Origin of the sequence: Derxia gummosa DSM 723, from assembly GCF_000482785.1 — a bacterium.
Classification (GTDB): Bacteria; Pseudomonadota; Gammaproteobacteria; order Burkholderiales; family Burkholderiaceae_E; genus Derxia; species Derxia gummosa.
In genome coordinates, this window is the sequence record NZ_AXWS01000008.1 from 644,621 (window position 1) to 661,936 (window position 17,316).

A 17,316-nucleotide genomic window follows, 5' to 3' on the forward strand; every position below is an offset into this window, starting at 1 on the left:
CACCCCGCCCGGGCCGCATCTGCTGCCCATCGAAGACTCACCGGGTCAGACCAAGACAAGCCATGCGCATCGACAAGCTCACCACCAAGTTCCAGGAAGCCCTCGGCGACGCCCAGAGCCTCGCGCTCCAGCACGACAACCAGTACATCGAGCCGGTGCACGTCGCCGCCGCGCTGCTCGCCCAGCAGGACGGCTCGTCGCGCTCGCTGCTCCAGCGCGCGGGCGTCAATGTCGGCGGCCTCGCCAAGGCGCTCGACCAGGCCATCGACCGGCTCGCCGCCGTGAGCGGCACCAACGGCGAGATCAGCCTCGGCCGCGACACGACCGGCCTGCTCAACCTCACCGAGAAGGAGGCCCTCAAGCGTGGCGACCAGTTCATCGCGAGCGAGATGTTCTGGCTCGCCGTGGCCGACTCCAAGGCCGAAGTGGGCCGCGTCGCCAAGGAAAACGGCCTGAGCCGCAAGGCGCTCGAAGCCGCGATCGACGCGGTGCGCGGCGGCGATGCCGTCGGCAGCGCCGATGCCGAAGGCCAGCGCGAGGCGCTCAAGAAGTACACGCTCGACCTGACCGAGCGCGCGCGCCAGGGCAAGCTCGATCCGGTCATCGGCCGCGACGATGAAATCCGCCGCGCGATCCAGATCCTCCAGCGCCGCACCAAGAACAACCCGGTGCTGATCGGCGAGCCGGGCGTGGGCAAGACGGCGATCGTCGAGGGCCTCGCGCAGCGCATCGTCAACGGCGAGGTGCCCGAATCGCTCAAGAACAAGCGCCTGCTCGTGCTCGACATGGCGCTGCTGCTCGCGGGCGCCAAGTACCGCGGCGAGTTCGAGGAGCGGCTGAAGAGCGTGCTGAGCGACATCGCCAAGGACGAGGGCCAGACCATCGTCTTCATCGACGAGATCCACACGATGGTTGGCGCCGGCAAGGCCGAGGGCGCGATGGACGCCGGCAACATGCTCAAGCCGGCGCTCGCGCGCGGCGAGCTGCATTGCATCGGCGCGACCACGCTCGACGAGTACCGCAAGTACATCGAGAAGGACGCCGCGCTCGAACGCCGCTTCCAGAAGGTGCTGGTCGATGAACCGAGCGTCGAAAGCACGATCGCGATCCTGCGTGGCCTCCAGGAGAAGTACGAGGTCCACCACGGCGTCGAGATCACCGACCCGGCCATCGTCGCGGCGGCCGAACTCAGCCACCGCTACATCACCGACCGCTTCCTGCCCGACAAGGCGATCGACCTGATCGACGAGGCGGCGTCGCGCATCAAGATGGAAATCGACTCCAAGCCCGAGGTGATGGACCGGCTCGACCGCCGGCTCATCCAGCTCAAGATCGAGCGCGAGGCAGTCAAGCGCGAGAAGGACGAGGCGTCGATCAAGCGGCTGGAGCTGATCGAGACCGAAATCGAGCGGCTGCAGAAGGAATACGCCGATCTGGAGGAAATCTGGACCGCCGAGAAGTCGAGCGTCCAGGGCTCCGCCCAGGTGAAGGAGGAGGTCGAGAAGGTCAAGGCCGAGATCGCGAAGCTTCAGCGCGAGGGCAAGTTCGACAAGGTGGCCGAGCTGCAGTACGGCAAGCTGCCCGCGCTCGAAAAGCAGGCCAAGGCGGCCGAGGCCGGCGACGGCCACAAGCGCGAATTCAAGTTGCTGCGCACGGAAGTGGGCGCGGACGAGATCGCCGAGGTGGTGTCGCGCGCGACCGGCATTCCGGTCAGCAAGATGATGCAGGGCGAGCGCGACAAGCTGCTGCGCATGGAAGACGTGCTGCATCAGCGCGTCGTGGGCCAGGACGAGGCCGTGCGGCTCGTGAGCGACGCGATCCGCCGCTCGCGCGCCGGTCTCGCCGACGAGAACAAGCCTTACGGCTCCTTCCTGTTCCTGGGCCCGACGGGCGTGGGCAAGACCGAGCTGTGCAAGGCGCTCGCGACCTTCCTGTTCGACACCGAGGAAGCGCTGCTGCGCATCGACATGAGCGAGTTCATGGAGAAGCACAGCGTCGCGCGGCTGATCGGCGCGCCGCCCGGATACGTCGGCTACGAGGAAGGCGGCTATCTGACCGAGGCGGTGCGGCGCAAGCCCTACAGCGTGATCCTGCTCGACGAGGTGGAGAAGGCGCATCCGGACGTGTTCAACGTGCTGCTCCAGGTGCTGGATGACGGCCGGCTCACCGACGGCCAAGGCCGCACGGTGGACTTCAAGAACACCGTCATCGTGATGACCAGCAACATCGGCTCGCAGATGATCCTGGCCGAAGGCGGCGCCGCCACCGACGCCGACTACGAGCGTGTGAAGGGCCTCGTGTGGCAGGAGGTGAAGCAGCACTTCCGGCCCGAGTTCCTCAACCGCATCGACGAAGTGGTGGTGTTCCACGGGCTCGACCAGAAGAACATCGAGGCGATCGCGCGCATCCAGCTCAAGCGGCTGGAGGCCCGGCTGGCCAAGATGGATCTGGGCCTGGATGTGGCGGACGAGGCGCTCGCGCGCATCGCCGAGGCGGGCTTCGATCCGGTGTTCGGCGCGCGGCCGCTCAAGCGGGCGATCCAGCAGCAGATCGAGAATCCGGTCGCGAAGCTGGTGCTCGAAGGGAAGTTCGTGCCGAAGGACACGATCCCGGTGCGCGTGGAAGGCGACCATTTCGTGTTTGCCGACTGAGCGGCCCGCGCATCGCACCGTCGCTCATCGTCGGGCGACGACCCGATCCGGAGCCATCCCGTGATGCCGGTCGTCCGCAACCCGCCGGCACCGTAGAGGTGCGGTGGCCCGCAATGGAAAAACGCCTGCCGGCGATGAACCGGCAGGCGTTTTTCATGAGCCCTTGCTGCGCCGCGACTGGATCAGAGGCTGCCGCGTCGCACCAGATTGCGGCGGTAATGCGCGAAAAGCACATCAGTGGAAACCGGCTTCGATTCGCCGACCGGTGGTGGCTGGAGCGCCTGATAGCGCGTGCGCATCTCGAAATGGTGGGCCGCGAGTTCTGGCGAAACCAGCCGCACCTGGAAGCCCGCGACAAATGACCCGGTGCTCTGGGACATGCCTTCGCTGTGTGCGTCCATGTAATCGTCGAACAGCCTGAGCAGTGAGTAGGGACCGGCGCCGGGCGGTCTGATTTCGACGCTATAGGCCATCTTTGATTTCCTGGTACTGGGCAAGCCGGCGGCGGTCTGGGTGACTGGCGCCAACTATGCCTCTCCGACTCTACGGAGCGGATTCTGCTTTCAGAAGGTCATTTTTCGCTTGCATTTGTAGCGCAAGGCGATGGTTTCTTATCGCGGAATAATGAAAACGATTAAATCCCGCATGGTGATGCGAAATACCGCGAGGCCGAATATGCCGGATTTGCTCCCCTCCGACGAATGCGCAACATTTGTGCGTCGCAGCAGTTTCACTGTTCCAAGCAAAACCGGTTCTCCGCAAAGGAAGCGCGAATGCCCCGTGATGACGATCGAAAGCAGCTATCCACACTCGTCGTGCGCCCGGTGCGCCGGCAACTGCCGTGGGAAACGATCTGCCTGGTGCTGCAAGGCGGCGGGGCGCTCGGTTCCTATCAGGCCGGCGTTTACGAAGGGCTGGATGAGGCCGGCATCGAACCCGACTGGGTCGCGGGCATTTCGATCGGCGCGCTCAACAGCGCGATCATCGCGGGCAATCCACCCGAAATGCGGGTGCGGCGTCTGCGCGACTTCTGGAACCGCATTTGCCGGCCCGCCGTATCGCTGCCGACCACCGAGGTAATCCATGCGGCCATCGAGCCGCTGGGCGGCGAGGTGCGGCGGCTATTCAGTGCCTTCGAGGCCTGGCGCGCAGTGAGCGAAGGGCAGGCTGGCTTCTTCGCACCGAGGTTTCCGCCGTTCGCGGCGCTCGGCATGCGGGTGGGAACGGCGGGCGCGAGCTACTACGACACCTCGGCGCTCAAGGCGACGCTGGAGGCGCATGCCGATTTCGACCGCATCAACGACGGGCCGATGCGCGTGTCGGTCGGCGCGGTGAACGTGCGCACCGGCAACTTCGCCTACTTCGACAATCGCCGCACTCGGCTGCGGCCCGAGCATTTCATGGCCTCGGGCGCGCTGCCGCCGGCCTTTCCGGCGGTGGAGATCGACGGCGAGTACTACTGGGACGGCGGACTGGTGTCGAACACGCCACTGTCGGAGGTACTGGGGGCACGGCCCCGGCGCGACACGCTGGCCTTCCAGGTCGACCTGTGGAGCGCGATCGGCGTGTTGCCCGATTCGGTGTTCGACGTGCAGGAGCGCGTCAAGGACATCCAGTATTCGAGCCGTACCCGCATGGTGACCAACCTGTTCGCGAACGAGCAGCACTACCGCCGCATCCTGCGCGAGGTGATCGAGCGGCTGCCCGAGGGTTCCTGCGACAACGACGCCTGGTGTCGCCAGGCACGCGAACTCGCCTGCGGCAAGCGCTATGGCGTCATCCACCTGATCTACCAGGGCAAGGAATGGGAAGGGCTGTCGAAGGACTACGAGTTCGGCCCGCTGACGATGCGCGACCACTGGCAGAGCGGCCTCGACGACATCCGCGCTTCGCTTGCGCATGACGACTGGCTGCAACTGCCGCCCGAGGGCCAGGAGTTTGTCGCGCACGATTTCCGGCGTGCCTGAACGCCCTCGTGCGAATCCTGGCGGCCTCGCTTGGATCCGGGTGCGAGGTCGGCCCCCAGCCGTCGGGTTCGCGTGTCTGGCGCTGACGCATCGTGATCGGCCCGATGCGGTTCAGCCCGCGGCGGCGAGGTCGTCGGGCGTATTGAGGTTGCGGAAGGCCGATTCGTCGTCGAACACGGCCCGCGCCGCGCCTTGCGTGGCGGCCCAGGCGCCCAGCTTGCGCTGGTCGGCGTCGAGCGCGGCGCCGACGCTGTCGGCGAGTTCGCGCGCGACGAGCATGAAGGCCGGCTCGCGGTGGCCGCCGCATTCGGCCATGACGACCCGGGCGCCGGTCTCGGCGGCGCGCGCCGCGAGTCGGGCGACGAGGTCCAGCGGAAAGAACGGCGCATCGCAGGGCAGCATCACGAGCCAGGGCGTGGTGGCGGCGCGCAGCCCGGCTTCGAGGCCGGCAAGCGGGCCGGGATAGCCGTCGCGCAGATCTCGCAGCACCGGCCAGCCAGAGGCCGCATGCCGGTCGAGATTGCGGTTGGCGCTGATCATCACCGTGTCCACCTGCGGCAGCAGCCGCTCCAGCACGAGCGTCACGAGCGGCCGGCCAGCCAGTTCGATCAGCCCCTTGTCGGCATCGCCCATGCGGCTGCCGCGCCCGCCGGCCAGGATCAGTCCCGTGATGTCGGCACGGGCCGGTGTGGCGCGAACGGCGGGCGTCATGGTGCGGGGCGGCATCGGGCCGCTTCGTATAATCGATTCGGATTCATGGAGTTGCCGCGCGGGGCGGCGCGTTCGACGCGGGGGAACCGATGATCGTCTTCAATCTGGCTTGCGAGCACAACCACGCCTTTGAAGGGTGGTTCGGATCGGCGCAGGACTTCGACGATCAGAAGGCGCGCGGTCTGCTCGTCTGCCCCGTGTGCGAGAGCCGCGAGATCACGCGGCGGCTGTCGGCGCCCCGGCTGAATCTGCGTGGCGGCGACGTGCATGCCGAGGCGCCGCGTCTCGCCGCCGCCGAGCCGTCCGCCGGTCCGCCCCCCGAGCTGGCGGCCGAACTGCACAAGGCCTGGGTCGCGGTGTCGCGCCACATCGTCGCCAATACCGAGGACGTCGGCGATCGCTTTGCCGCTGAGGCGCGCCGCATCCATCACCAGGAAGCGCCGGAGCGAAATATTCGCGGAACCGCGACGCCGGAACAGGCGCGCGAGCTGCGGGAAGAAGGCATTGAAGTGCAATCGTTCCCGCTCGCCCCTGGCGCCAAATCGACGCTGCAGTAACTGGGATACGAGCGCCGACTTCGTTGCATTCGTAAGTCTTCTTGTCGGTGTTTGTCCTACAAGCGCTCTGCATGATGGCCGACTTTCCTGCACCGGGCTTCCCCGGATCATCCGTCACACCAGATTCGGACCCGATGATCCTTTCAAGGAGAAACCCAGATGGCGAACTCGACTGCGCAGGCGAACACCATGGTGATGTCGCCGTTCGCGATGATGTTCCCCGAGGCGGTGCGCGAGATTCTCGAGCGGGCCGAAACCCTGCCGCTGCCGCGCAAGCGCTTCAGCCCCTTGTCCAAGCCCGCGCCCTGGGGTTTCGGGCGTGACGAGGCGATCGAGGTGTCGGCGGGCACCGACGTCAGCGGTGCGGGTTCCGACGTCGAGCGCGAACTCATCGAGTATCAGGAACTGCTTCACGCGGCTGCGCAGAATCCGTCGAACGAGGCGCATCCGGCCTGATCGGCGGCCCGCGTCGGTCCGGCTCACCCGGACTGTCAGGTGGTACGCAAGCCGGGGGCGAGGAGCCTCCGGCTTTGTTGCATCCGCCGTCGATGACGCGGGTAAATCCAGATTCCCGGCAGTTTTTTCTTCAATGCGCGAATACCGGAGCAATTCCGGCGGTTTTCATTCTTTCGCGTCAATTCAAATCAGGTAAGGCAATTCGGAGCGGGCGCCTATTCGGCCCGCGTTTCCGAAAGCGGGTCATCCCTCATATCGGGTCTGGCCGCCGCAATCGCGCGCTTTTCGTCCGATCGATGAAATGCGAAGGCGGCGACGATCGCGTTGTCGCCGAGAAACCTCTGCAAGCCGTGCCGTTGCGCATGGGCCGCCTGGATGATTGGATACAATCATTTACCAGCAAGCACAAAGCGCAGGTTGCCGACCGGGTTCCACCGGCGGGCCAGGCGGTTTCCCGGCGCCGTCCAGCAACCGGACTGCAGCTCGTATCCAGATGACTTCGATGTCGGCCAAACCAGCCCAGCCTTTCCACCGCAGCCTTCGCGGCGTGTCGCTCGCTTTCGGTCTTGCGTTCGCGCTCGTCGGTCGTCCCGCAGGGGCGCTAGGCCTGGGCGAGATCGAGATGCGCTCGCAGCTGGGTCAGGCATTCCACGCCGAGATTCCGGTGCGCCTCGCGGAGGGCGAGACCCTCACCTCGGCCTGCGTGAACCTGCCGAGGGTCGCGGACGGTGACATTCCGGGCATCGGCCGCGCGAACGTGACCATCGAATCGCGCGGCGGCCGCACCTTGCTGGTGGTGCGCGGCCGTTCGGCGCTGAACGAGCCGGTGGCCCGGCTGGTGATCGAGGCGGGCTGCGATGCGCGCGTCACGCGCGATTTCACGCTGTTCGTCGATCCGCCGGAGTTGGGCATGCCCGCGAATCAGCCGGTTCCGGCCTTTGCCTCGGTGCCGCTGGCCGTGGCGGGCGCGGGCAGCCTTCCGGCGGCGACCCGGGCGGAGGCGTCCGCCAGCACCGGCCAGAGCGTGCGCAAGCCGCGTGTCGTGCGGCCACGGCCGGCCCCCGCCGTTCCCGGCGCGAATGAATCCGTGCCCGCTCACGCACCGGCGCTTCCGCCGGGTGATCGCATGCGCCTCCTGAGTCCCGAGGACTCGCGGCCGATCGGTGGCGCCCAGGCTCCGTCCGACCGCGCCGGCATCGATGGCGCCAGCATCGCGGCCGAGGCCCGCATCTCGGCCCGCGAGCAGGAACTCGCGGCCCAGGTGATCGCGCTCGGCAAGGAGATCGAGGAGCTGAAGAAGCGCGCCGCCACCGAGGTCGCGCATCCGGTCGCGGCGGCCGAGGTCGAGCTGCCGCCGTGGTGGGCGTTCGCCCTTGGCGGCGCGACGCTGCTGTCGATGCTGGCCGCCTTGGGCATGTACCGGCGCCAGCGCCAGCTCGGCGAGATGATCGAGCGTGCGCCGTGGTGGCAGAATGCCGCCGCGCCGGTCGCGCCGGCTCCGATGGTAGCCGACATGCCCGCCACGTTGATGAGCGCCTACGCGACGGAGGCCGACGACGATCTCAATGTGCGCCCCGTCGCGCGTGCCTCGCTGTCGTCGGCGCCGGTCGAGGTGAACTTTCCCGACCGCCTCGGCGAGATCGAGGTGGAAGAACTGAGTGGCACGCGCGCCCTCAATGCGCTGCGCACCGAGCCGGAGGTTCCGCAGCGCGCGGGCGTGGTCACGCGTTCGACGGTGCTCGACATGCCCGATGCCGAATTCGAACTGTCGGCGACCCAGGAGCAGCCGGCGCTGCAGGCGAGTTCGGTGTTTGACGCCGCCAAGCTGCCGCCGCTGGATTTCGACCTTGGCATGCCCGAAGGCGAGCAGCCGGCCTCGGCCGGCCTCGATTTCTCGGCCACCGTGCCCGAGTTGCGCCCGGCGACCGGAGTCGCGCGCACGCCGCTCGGCACCGCGGAGGCAAGGCGCATCCAGGCCCGGCTGCGCGCCACCGTCGATGCGGTCGAGCAGGCCGACAACTATGTCGAGAACGGCCAGTTCGAGTCGGCCGTGGTCACGCTCGCGCGCTACATCGAGGAGCATGCCGATGCGCCGCGGGCCGCCTGGCTGATGCTGCTGGAGCTGTATCGGCGCACCGACCGCACGCCGGCCTACGAGAAGCTGGCTGCCGCCTTCGCCGAGCGCTTCGGCCGTCCGGCACGTGCCTGGGATCAGGCCGGCTCGCTCGATCGCGGCGTGGGCCTCGATTCCAACCCCGAGATGCTCCAGTCGATCTGGGCCAAGTGGGGCACGCCCGAGGCGATCGGCCTGCTGGCCGAACTGCTCGAGGATCCCGACGCTAGCGAGGCCGACTACTACAACCTCGCGCTCCAGCGCGACCTGCTCAACTTCGTGAAGATCTGCCCGCTCGATGGTTGAGCGGCGCGGCCGGCGCGCGCGACACGGCGGCTTCGGCCGCCGTTTTCATTGGCGCGCCCGGCACTGCCCGAGCGCCCGGCGCCTCAGTGCCCGGCGCGCAGCAGCGGTTCCAGCTTCGGCCAGACGTTGTCGAGGATGAGCGGCTGGGCCTGCACCGTCGGATGGATGCGGTCGGCCTGGAAGAAGCTCGCATCGGCCGCGAAACCGTCGAGCAGAAAGGGCACGAGCGCCGCCTTGTGCGCCTGCGCCGTCTGCTCGAACACCGCCGCGAAGCGCTCGGTATAGCCGCGCCCGAAGTTGGGCGGCAGCTGCATGCCCACCAGCAGCACCTTCGCGCCCGCGCCCTGGCTCGCGCCGATGATCGTGTCGAGGTTGCGGCGCGTCATGTCGAGCGGGCTGCCGCGCAGGCCGTCGTTGGCGCCGAGCTCGACGATGACGAGCCTCGGCTTGTGCTCGTCGAGCAGCTTTGGCAGCCGGCTCGCGCCGCCGGCCGTGGTCTCGCCGCTGATGCTGGCGTTGACCACGTTCCAGTCGAGTTTCTTCTCGGCCAGGCGATCCCGTAGCAATTTGACCCAGCCGCTGTCGCGCGGCAGGCCGTACTCGGCCGATAGACTGTCCCCGAGCACCAGCAGCGTGCGCGTCGCGGCGACGGAACTCGCGGGCGCGAGCGCCGCTCCCATCACGAGGCCCGCGAGGGCGGTAACCCAGGTTCTTCTCTTCATGTTCGAAACATCCACGATGGTTGACACGGTGCCCGCGATTTCGGTGCGCGGCGTGCGGCGCGAGGTGAGCGACTCGACCGGCACGCTCACGATTCTGGACGGCATCGACTTCGACATCGCTGCCGGCGAGACGGTGGCGATCGTCGGCGCGAGTGGTTCGGGCAAGAGCACGCTGCTCGGCATCCTCGCCGGGCTCGACCGGCCGACCGCCGGCGCGGTGCGCTATGCGGGGCGGGACATTCTTGCCGAGGACGAGGATGGCCGCGCGCGCTGGCGGGCCGCAAACCTCGGCTTCGTGTTCCAGTCGTTCCAGTTGTTGCCACATCTGACGGCGATCGAGAACGTGATGCTGCCGCTCGAACTCGCCGGCGCGCCCGACGCGAAGGCACGTGCGAAGGCGGCGCTAGAGGCGGTGGGCCTCGACGCGCGGCTCGACCATCGGCCCGCGACGCTGTCCGGCGGCGAGCAGCAGCGCGTCGCGCTCGCGCGCGCCTTCGTGGCCGAGCCGCGCGTGCTGCTGGCCGACGAGCCGACGGGCAGCCTCGACGCGCAGACGGGCGAGCAGATCGTGGCGCTCATGTTCGATCTCGTCGCGCGCCACGGGACGACGGTGGTGCTCGTCACGCACGATCCGGCGCTCGCGCGGCGCTGCGGCCGGGTGATGACGATGCAGGCCGGGCGGCTGGCGGAGACGTTGCCCGCCTGACGCTGCCCGCGCGCTCAGGCGGGCCGCGTCAGCCGGTTGAGCAGCGTCCGGATCGCCGGCGCCAGCTCGCCGGCCGCGAGGCCGACCGGGCCGATGCCCGCAGCGACCAGCTCGTCCGCCGCGCGGCCGTGCAGCCAGACCGCCGCGCAGGCGACCTCGAAGGCATCGTCGTCGCGCGCGAGCAGGGCGCCCGCGAGGCCAGCGAGCACGTCGCCGGTGCCGCCGGTGGCCAGCGCCGGATTGCCGGTCGGGTTGATGCGCAACCGGCCGTCGGGCGCGGCGACGACCGTGCCCGCGCCCTTGAGCGCGACCACGCTTGCGTAGTGCCGCGCCAGCTCGGCCGCCACGGCGGGGCGGTCGGCATTGACGAGGCCGGCGTCGGGCGGCGGCGCGGCCCGGGCAGCGCCGTCACTCGCGCGCGTCGCCGCGAGCAGACGCGCGGCTTCGAGCGGATGCGGCGTGAGCACGGCGGGTCGCAGGCCGGTGCCGGCACGCGCGGCGAGCGCGGCTTGCAGCGCGGGCGTCGCGGCGACGAGATTGAGCGCGTCGGCATCGAGCACCAGACGGTCGGCGACGGGCAGCAGCGCGGCGAGCAGATCGCGTGCCTCGGCCGATTGGCCGAGGCCGGGGCCGATCACGAGCGCGCCGCTGGCGGGCGGCGCGATGACGGACGCCGGTCCGGCCGCTTCGCCGCCGGCCTTCAGCCCGGGCGACCCGCCCTCGGCCGGGACGGGCCGCCACATGATCTCGGGATGAATCGGGTCATAGGCGGGCGCGTCCGCAAGCGTGTGCGCGAACACCCGGCCCGCGCCCGCGAGCAGCCCGGCGCGTGCTGCCAGCACCGCCGCGCCGGTCATGCCAGCCGAGCCGCCGATGATGCGCAGGTCGCCCGAATTGCCCTTGTGGCTGTCGAGCGCGCGTGGCGCGAGCAGTGCGGCGAAGCCGTCGGGCGCGTTGAGCCAGGCGCTCGCGGCGGCGGCGGCCTCGGTGTCGAGGCCGATCGGCGCCACGGTCACGCGGCCGGCGTGGACCAGGCCGGCACCCGTGTGCAGGCCGGGCTTGTCGCCGATCATCGTGACGGTGAGCGTCGCCCGTACCGCGATGCCGTCGGCGCCACCCACGACCGCGCCGCTGTCACCGTCGATGCCCGAGGGCAGGTCGATGGCGAGCACCGGGCCGGGATGGGCGTTGACGCGCTCGATCGCCGCGCGGTACTCGCCGCCGGGCGCGCGTTGCAGGCCGATGCCGAACAGGCCGTCGATGACGCACTGGCGCCGATCGGGCCGCAGAAGGCCGACGAGATCGGCGGCGGGGCGGATGGGCAGGCCGGCGGCCCGGCAGAGCGCGACCGCGCCGGCGCTGTCGGGCGTGAGCCGGCCGAGGTCGCCGAAGGCCAGCACGGTCGCGCGGCGGCCGGCGCGATGCAGCCGCGCGGCGGCCTCGAAGGCATCGCCGCCGTTGTTGCCGGGGCCGGCCAGCAGCAGGAAGTCGTCGGCGTCGAGCGCGAGGGCGGCGTCGGCAATCGCGGCGCCGGCGCGCGACATGAGGGTGCGCGCCGGCAGCGCCGCCTGGGCGGCGGTCTCGACGGCGCGCAACTGGGCGAGGGTGAGCAGCGGAGTCATGCGGTGATGCTAGCCGGCGCACACGCCGGACGGCATCGCCTTCGGCATGCGGCGATGCCGGCTGCCCGCGTCAGCGCCGCAGCGATGCCAGCGTCAGCCCGTCGAGATCGATCGGCGCCGGCCGCCCGCTCACCAGTTCGGCCAGCACCTGGCCCGCGCCGGCCGCCACCGTCCAGCCGTGGCTGCCGTGGGCAAGATTCACGAACACCGCCGGATGCGGCGTCGCGCCGAGCAGCGGCGTGCCTTGCGGCAGCAGCGCGCGTTCGCCCACCCAGATCTGCGGGCAGGTCAGGTCGGCCGCGCCACCGAACCAGCCGCGCATCACGCGCCACAGCGCCTCGGGCACCGGGCCGTCGGCGCTCAGTTCGCGCCGCGCGCCCAGCTCGACCCCGCCCGCCACGCGCATGCGGTTGCCCATGCGCGTGATCGACACGCCCGTCGCCTCGTCGATCACCGCCGCGAGCGGCGCTCGCTCGTGCCGGCGAATACCCAGCGTGATCGAGTAGCCGCGCACCGGCACGAAGCCCGGCGAGCAGCCGAGCCGGCGCAGCAGGCCCGCGCTGTCGGTGCCGGTGCACAGCACGACGGCGTCCGGCTCCAGCGTGTCGGGCGCCGACGGCGGATGCCAGGTCAGGTCGGGGTCCTGCAATTCGGGGGTGGCGCGCAGCCGCAGGCGCGGTCGGCCGCCCGACACGTCCAGCTCGTTCACCTCGGCGCGGAAATGGAACCGCACGCCGTCGGCCATCAGCGCGCGCTTGAGCTGGCGCGTGAACCAGGCGACGTTGCCGGTGCGTGCATCGGGCAGGCTCAGGCCGCCCGCGAGCGGCAGCTCGTCCGACAGCGCCGGCTCGATCTCGCGGCAGCGCTCGGGCGAGGCTTCCTCCACGATGAAGCCCGCGTCGGCCAGCACCGGCAACTGGGCAGTCGCGGCGGCCAGCGCGCGCTCCGAGCGGAACAGCCGCAGGCAGCCCGCGCGGTCGCGCGAATCGATCTCGCGCTCGGCGATCAGTGCCAGCGAGGCCTCGCGGCCAAGCAGCGCCAGCCGCCGCAGCCGCTCCTGGTTGGCGACGAAGCGCCTGGCGCGCGACTCGCCGAGCCAGCGAATAAGCCACAGCCAATTGGCCGGCGACAGCCCCGGGCGCAGCACCACCGGCCCGTGCGGCCGCAGCCAGTTGCGCAGCCAGCGCCCCGGCATGTGCGGCGCCGACCACGGCACGGCGAGTGCCGGCGCCGCGATGGCGGCCGGGGCGAAGCTGGTTTCCTGCGCGACGTTGGCGCGACGGTCGATGACGGTGACGTCATGACCCGCCGCGCGCAGCCAGTGCGCGGTGCAGACGCCGACGACGCCCGCGCCGATGACGGCGACATGCATGGGGAGGTGTTCTTCTTCAAGTGGCGGTCGGCGGATGGGGCCGCCGGGACGGGCGCGGATTCTAACGGCGTGCCTGGCTGGCATCGGCTGCTAGATTCGCCCGATGACGACCGAGCACATTTCCTTCCCCGCCCGCTGGCAGTTCTGGATCGACCGCGGCGGCACGTTCACCGACATCGTCGCGCGCCGCCCCGACGGCAGCCTCGTGACGCGCAAGCTCCTGAGCGAGAACCCCGGCCGCTACCGCGACGCCGCCATCGCCGGCATCCGCGAACTGCTCGGTCTCGGCGCCGGCGACCCGATCCCGCCCGGCGCCGTCGAGGCGGTGAAGATGGGCACGACCGTCGCCACCAACGCGCTGCTCGAACGCAAGGGCGAGCCGACGCTGCTCGTGATCACGCGCGGCTTTGCCGACGCGCTGCGCATCGGCAGCCAGCACCGGCCGCGCATCTTCGACCGGCACATCGTGCTGCCGGCGCCGCTCAACGCCGACGTGATCGAGATCGACGAGCGCATCGGCGCCGATGGCGAGGTGGTGACGCCGCTCGACGAGGCGGCGGCGCGCGCGGCGCTGCAAGCGGCCTTCGCGCGTGGGCTGCGTGCGGTGGCGATCGTGCTCATGCACGGCTGGAAGTTCACGGCGCACGAGGCGCGGCTGGCCGACATGGCGCGCGAGGTCGGGTTCACTCAGGTGAGCGTGTCGCACCGCGTGTCGCCGCTGATGCGGCTGGTGCCGCGCGGTGACACGACGGTGGTCGATGCCTATCTCTCGCCGGTGCTGCGGCGCTATGTGGAGCAGGTCGCGGCCGAGCTGCCGGGCGTGCCGCTCAGCTTCATGCAGAGCAACGGCGGCCTGACCGAGGCGGCGCGCTTCGCGGGCAAGGACGCGATCCTGAGCGGGCCGGCCGGCGGCATCGTCGGCATGGTGCGCACGGCGCTGGCGGCGGGGCTCGCCGACGGCGAGGCGGCGGGCGCGACGGCCGGCGCGGTGCCGATGGCGCAAGCCGCCACCGAGCCGCCGACCCTGCGCCTGATTGGCTTCGACATGGGCGGCACGTCCACCGACGTGTCGCACTTTGCCGGCCGCGACCTCGGCGACCTGGAGCGCAGCTTCGACACGACCGTCGCGGGCGCGCGGCTGCGCGTGCCGATGCTGTCCATCCACACCGTTGCGGCGGGCGGCGGCTCGCTCCTGCATTTCGACGGGCAGCGGCTGCGCGTCGGGCCCGATTCGGCCGGCGCCGATCCCGGCCCGGCGAGCTACCGTCGCGGCGGACCGCTCACCGTCACCGATGCCAACGTGATGGTCGGCAAGCTCCAACCGGCGCGCTTCCCCGCGGTGTTCGGTCCCGATGGAAACGCGCCGCTCGACGCCGACACGGTGCGCGAAAAATTCGCCGCGCTCGCCGACGAGATTGCCGCCGCCACCGGCAGCCGCCGCGCGCCCGAGGAAGTGGCCGAGGGCTTCATCGACATCGCGGTGCAGAACATGGCCAACGCCATCCGCCAGATCTCGGTCGCGCGCGGGCATGACGTCACGCGCTACACGCTGGCGGTGTTCGGCGGCGCGGGCGGGCAGCACGCCTGCCGCGTGGCCGACGCGCTCGGCATGACTCGCGTGTTCGCGCATCCGCTCGCGGGCGTGCTCTCGGCCTACGGCATGGGCCTCGCGCGGCCGGCGGTGCTGCGCGAGCGGTCGATGGAACTGGCGCTGGACGAGGCCGCGCTGCCGGCACTCGCAGCGGCGCTCGACGCGCTCGCGGGCGAGGCGCTGGCGGAGCTGGGCGATGCGGCGGCGACGGATGGCACTGCGATGCCTGACGGCACTGGCGGCGGGGCGCACGCGGAGTCCAGCGGCACTGCGGCACATGCCACGGTGACGCCCGCCGTGCCCGCGCCGCTCGTCCTGCGCCGCGTCCACCTGCGCTACGCCGGCACCGACACCGCGCTCGTCCTGCCCTGGCATGCCGACTTGCCGACCCTCGCTGCCGACTTCGAGGCCGCCTACCGGCGCCGCTATGCCTTCACGATGACCGGGCGCGCGCTGGTGGCCGAGGCCGTCTCGGTCGAGGTCGCGCCGACCGAACAGGCCTTGCCCGGCGCGGCGCCTGCAAGCGCTTGCGGCACAACCGGGTCGAAGGCGCTCACGCAGCCCGTACGAACCACCCCGCCCGCGATGACGGCACACGCGGCAGGTATGGCAATGCTTGGCGCCGAGGCCATCCCGGCAGCTCCCGCCCCCCGCATCCGCCTCTTTACCGCCGGCCGCTGGCACGACGCCCCGCTGCTCGACCGCGACGCCCTCGCGCCCGGCCAGCCCGTCACCGGCCCCGCCGTCATCGCCGAGGCCACGGCCACGACTGTCATCGAGCCCGGCTGGACCGGCACGCTCGCGCCGGCCGGCCACCTGCTGCTCGAACGCGCCGAGCCGCTCGCCGAGCGCATCCCCGCCGATGCCGACCGACCCGACCCGGTGCTGCTGGAGGTGTTCGGCAACCTGTTCATGAACATCGCCGAGCAGATGGGCCTGCGGCTCCAGAACACCGCGCACTCGGTCAACATCAAGGAGCGGCTCGACTTCTCCTGCGCGATCTTCGACGGCGCGGGCCGGCTCATCGCCAATGCGCCGCACATGCCCGTGCATCTCGGCTCGATGGGCGAGAGCGTGCGCAGCGTGATGCGCGCCGGCGGCCTGCCGGTGCCGGCGGCGGCCAAGGCAAGCGGGACGGACGCCGTGCAATCGCTTGCAGGCGACGCGCGCCGCATCCGCCCCGGCGACGTGTACGTGCTCAACGCGCCCTACAACGGCGGCACCCACCTGCCCGACGTGACCGTGGTGACACCCGTGTTCGCGCAGGACGTGGACCCCGCCGCGAGCAGCGACGCGCCCGTCTTCTGGCTCGGCGCGCGCGGCCACCATGCCGACATCGGCGGCATCGCGCCCGGCTCGATGCCGGCCAACAGCCGCACGGTGGACGAGGAGGGCGTGCTCATCGACGACTTCCTGCTCGTGCGCGACGGCATGTTCCGCGAGGCCGAGCTGCGCGCGCTGCTCACGGGCGCGCGCTGGCCGGCGCGCAACGTCGAGCAGAACCTCGCCGACCTGCGCGCCCAGGTCGCGGCCAACGCCAAGGGCGCCCAGGAACTGGCCGCCGCCTGCCGCCGTCACGGCCTCGCGGTCGTGCTGGCCTACATGCGCCATGTGCAGGCCAATGCCGAGGGCGCGGTGCGGCGGGTGATAGGCGCCCTGCGCGACGGCGCGCACGAGGTGTGGCTCGATCCGCTGGCCGATTCACCGATCCGCCCCGTCATCCGTGTCGCCATCACCGTCGACCGCGAGCGCGGCGCCGCGCGCATCGACTTCTCCGGCACGAGCGCCCAGCTGCCCAACAACTTCAACGCGCCGCGCTCGATCGCGACGGCGGCCGTGCTCTATGTATTCCGCACGCTGGTGGGCGACGACATCCCGCTCAACGAAGGCTGCCTCGCGCCGCTGGAGATCATCGTGCCGCCCGGCTCGATGCTCGATCCGAAGGCGCCGGGCGCCGTCGTCGCCGGCAATGTCGAGACCAGCCAGGCCATCGTGCAGGCGCTCTACGGCGCGCTAGGCCTCATGAGCGAAAGCCAGGCGACGATGAACAACTTCATCTTCGGCGACGCGACGCGGCAGTACTACGAGACCCTCGCCGGCGGCTCGTCGGCGGGTGTCGTGCGCGACGCGGCGGGCGCGATCGTGGCCGGCTTCGACGGCACGGACGCCGTGCAGACCCACATGACCAATTCGCGCCTCACCGATCCCGAGGTGCTGGAGTGGCGCTTTCCGGTCAGGCTGCAAGCCTTTGCAATCCGGCGCGGCTCGGGCGGGGCCGGGCGCTGGAAGGGCGGCGATGGCGTGGTGCGCCGGCTGGGTTTCCTCGCGCCGATGACGGTGTCGCTGCTGTCGGGCAACCGGGCGGCGGGGCCGCGCGGCGCCGAGGGCGGGGCGGATGGCGCGCCGGGCGTCAACCGCGTCGAGCGCGCCGGGGGCGGCGTGGAAGTGCTCGGCGGCTGCGCGCGCGCCGAGCTGGCGGCCGGCGATTCGATCGTGATCGAGACGCCGGGGGCGGGAGGCTTCGGTCAGGCCTGAGCCGGGC

12 protein-coding genes are annotated in these 17,316 nt (G+C 70.8%); 7 read left to right on the forward strand and 5 right to left on the reverse strand.

Annotation, left to right across the window (positions count from 1 at the left end):
* Positions 1-62: 62 nt before the first annotated feature.
* On the forward strand, positions 63-2,651 hold the full coding sequence (gene clpB / locus H566_RS0109100) for an ATP-dependent chaperone ClpB (protein ID WP_028311194.1): 2,589 nt from the start codon (positions 63-65) through the stop codon (positions 2,649-2,651).
* A gap of 182 nt (positions 2,652-2,833) precedes the next feature.
* Here clpB and H566_RS0109105 read toward each other — a convergent pair whose 3' ends face one another.
* Positions 2,834-3,124, reverse strand: coding sequence for a hypothetical protein (locus H566_RS0109105; RefSeq protein WP_028311195.1), 291 nt, complete (start codon positions 3,122-3,124; stop codon positions 2,834-2,836).
* Between the two features lie 300 nt (positions 3,125-3,424).
* On the opposite strand from H566_RS0109105, the gene H566_RS0109110 reads away from it, so the two are divergent.
* Positions 3,425-4,618 (forward strand): DUF3734 domain-containing protein, encoded by a 1,194-nt coding sequence (locus H566_RS0109110; RefSeq protein WP_028311196.1) that lies wholly within the window; start codon positions 3,425-3,427, stop codon positions 4,616-4,618.
* A 111-nt stretch (positions 4,619-4,729) separates the two neighbouring features.
* On the opposite strand, the gene mobA is transcribed toward H566_RS0109110, so the two are convergent.
* Positions 4,730-5,344, reverse strand: coding sequence for a molybdenum cofactor guanylyltransferase MobA (gene mobA, locus H566_RS0109115; protein WP_051378428.1), 615 nt, complete (start codon positions 5,342-5,344; stop codon positions 4,730-4,732).
* 74 nt (positions 5,345-5,418) lie between these two features.
* Between mobA and H566_RS0109120 the strand changes: the two genes are divergently transcribed.
* The 3 genes from H566_RS0109120 (at position 5,419) to H566_RS0109130 (ending at position 8,761) form a co-directional block, all read left to right on the forward strand.
* Positions 5,419-5,886: a DUF1178 family protein gene (locus H566_RS0109120; protein WP_028311198.1), complete on the forward strand. Its 468-nt coding sequence runs from the start codon at positions 5,419-5,421 to the stop codon at positions 5,884-5,886.
* 159 nt (positions 5,887-6,045) lie between these two features.
* On the forward strand, positions 6,046-6,342 hold the full coding sequence (locus tag H566_RS0109125; RefSeq protein WP_028311199.1) for a hypothetical protein: 297 nt from the start codon (positions 6,046-6,048) through the stop codon (positions 6,340-6,342).
* 502 nt (positions 6,343-6,844) lie between these two features.
* Entirely contained in the window at positions 6,845-8,761 is a 1,917-nt protein-coding gene (locus H566_RS0109130) for a type IV pilus assembly protein FimV (RefSeq protein ID WP_156924350.1), read from the forward strand.
* A gap of 83 nt (positions 8,762-8,844) precedes the next feature.
* On the opposite strand, the gene H566_RS0109135 is transcribed toward H566_RS0109130, so the two are convergent.
* Positions 8,845-9,483 (reverse strand): arylesterase, encoded by a 639-nt coding sequence (locus H566_RS0109135; RefSeq protein ID WP_211238062.1) that lies wholly within the window; start codon positions 9,481-9,483, stop codon positions 8,845-8,847.
* On the opposite strand from H566_RS0109135, the gene H566_RS0109140 reads away from it, so the two are divergent.
* On the forward strand, positions 9,482-10,189 hold the full coding sequence (locus tag H566_RS0109140) for an ABC transporter ATP-binding protein (RefSeq protein ID WP_028311202.1): 708 nt from the start codon (positions 9,482-9,484) through the stop codon (positions 10,187-10,189). The genes H566_RS0109135 and H566_RS0109140 overlap by 2 nt on opposite strands.
* Positions 10,190-10,203: 14 nt before the next feature.
* Here the strand turns inward: H566_RS0109140 and H566_RS0109145 are convergent, their stop codons facing one another.
* Together H566_RS0109145 and H566_RS0109150 are read right to left on the reverse strand one after the other, a co-directional pair.
* The gene (locus tag H566_RS0109145) at positions 10,204-11,811 is read right to left on the reverse strand and encodes a bifunctional ADP-dependent NAD(P)H-hydrate dehydratase/NAD(P)H-hydrate epimerase (RefSeq protein ID WP_028311203.1); all 1,608 of its coding nucleotides are present in this window, start codon (positions 11,809-11,811) and stop codon (positions 10,204-10,206) included.
* A gap of 70 nt (positions 11,812-11,881) precedes the next feature.
* Positions 11,882-13,267, reverse strand: a complete 1,386-nt coding sequence (locus tag H566_RS0109150) for an FAD-dependent oxidoreductase (protein WP_084544913.1) — start codon at positions 13,265-13,267, stop codon at positions 11,882-11,884.
* Positions 13,268-13,286: 19 nt separating this feature from the next.
* Here H566_RS0109150 and H566_RS0109155 point away from each other — a divergent pair, with 19 nt between their 5' ends.
* Positions 13,287-17,309, forward strand: a complete 4,023-nt coding sequence (locus H566_RS0109155; protein ID WP_028311205.1) for a hydantoinase B/oxoprolinase family protein — start codon at positions 13,287-13,289, stop codon at positions 17,307-17,309.
* Positions 17,310-17,316: the final 7 nt, after the last annotated feature.

Bases quoted from the DNA above. Each gene is read 5' to 3' on its own strand.
- clpB (WP_028311194.1), top strand. From the start codon at position 63: ATGCGCATCGACAAGCTCACCACCAAGTTCCAGGAAGCCCTCGGCGAC.
- H566_RS0109105 (WP_028311195.1), bottom strand. From the start codon at position 3,124: ATGGCCTATAGCGTCGAAATCAGACCGCCCGGCGCCGGTCCCTACTCA.
- H566_RS0109110 (WP_028311196.1), top strand. From the start codon at position 3,425: ATGCCCCGTGATGACGATCGAAAGCAGCTATCCACACTCGTCGTGCGC.
- mobA (WP_051378428.1), bottom strand. From the start codon at position 5,344: ATGCCGCCCCGCACCATGACGCCCGCCGTTCGCGCCACACCGGCCCGT.
- H566_RS0109120 (WP_028311198.1), top strand. From the start codon at position 5,419: ATGATCGTCTTCAATCTGGCTTGCGAGCACAACCACGCCTTTGAAGGG.
- H566_RS0109125 (WP_028311199.1), top strand. From the start codon at position 6,046: ATGGCGAACTCGACTGCGCAGGCGAACACCATGGTGATGTCGCCGTTC.
- H566_RS0109130 (WP_156924350.1), top strand. From the start codon at position 6,845: ATGTCGGCCAAACCAGCCCAGCCTTTCCACCGCAGCCTTCGCGGCGTG.
- H566_RS0109140 (WP_028311202.1), top strand. From the start codon at position 9,482: ATGTTCGAAACATCCACGATGGTTGACACGGTGCCCGCGATTTCGGTG.
- H566_RS0109135 (WP_211238062.1), bottom strand. From the start codon at position 9,483: ATGAAGAGAAGAACCTGGGTTACCGCCCTCGCGGGCCTCGTGATGGGA.
- H566_RS0109145 (WP_028311203.1), bottom strand. From the start codon at position 11,811: ATGACTCCGCTGCTCACCCTCGCCCAGTTGCGCGCCGTCGAGACCGCC.
- H566_RS0109150 (WP_084544913.1), bottom strand. From the start codon at position 13,267: ATGCCAGCCAGGCACGCCGTTAGAATCCGCGCCCGTCCCGGCGGCCCC.
- H566_RS0109155 (WP_028311205.1), top strand. From the start codon at position 13,287: ATGACGACCGAGCACATTTCCTTCCCCGCCCGCTGGCAGTTCTGGATC.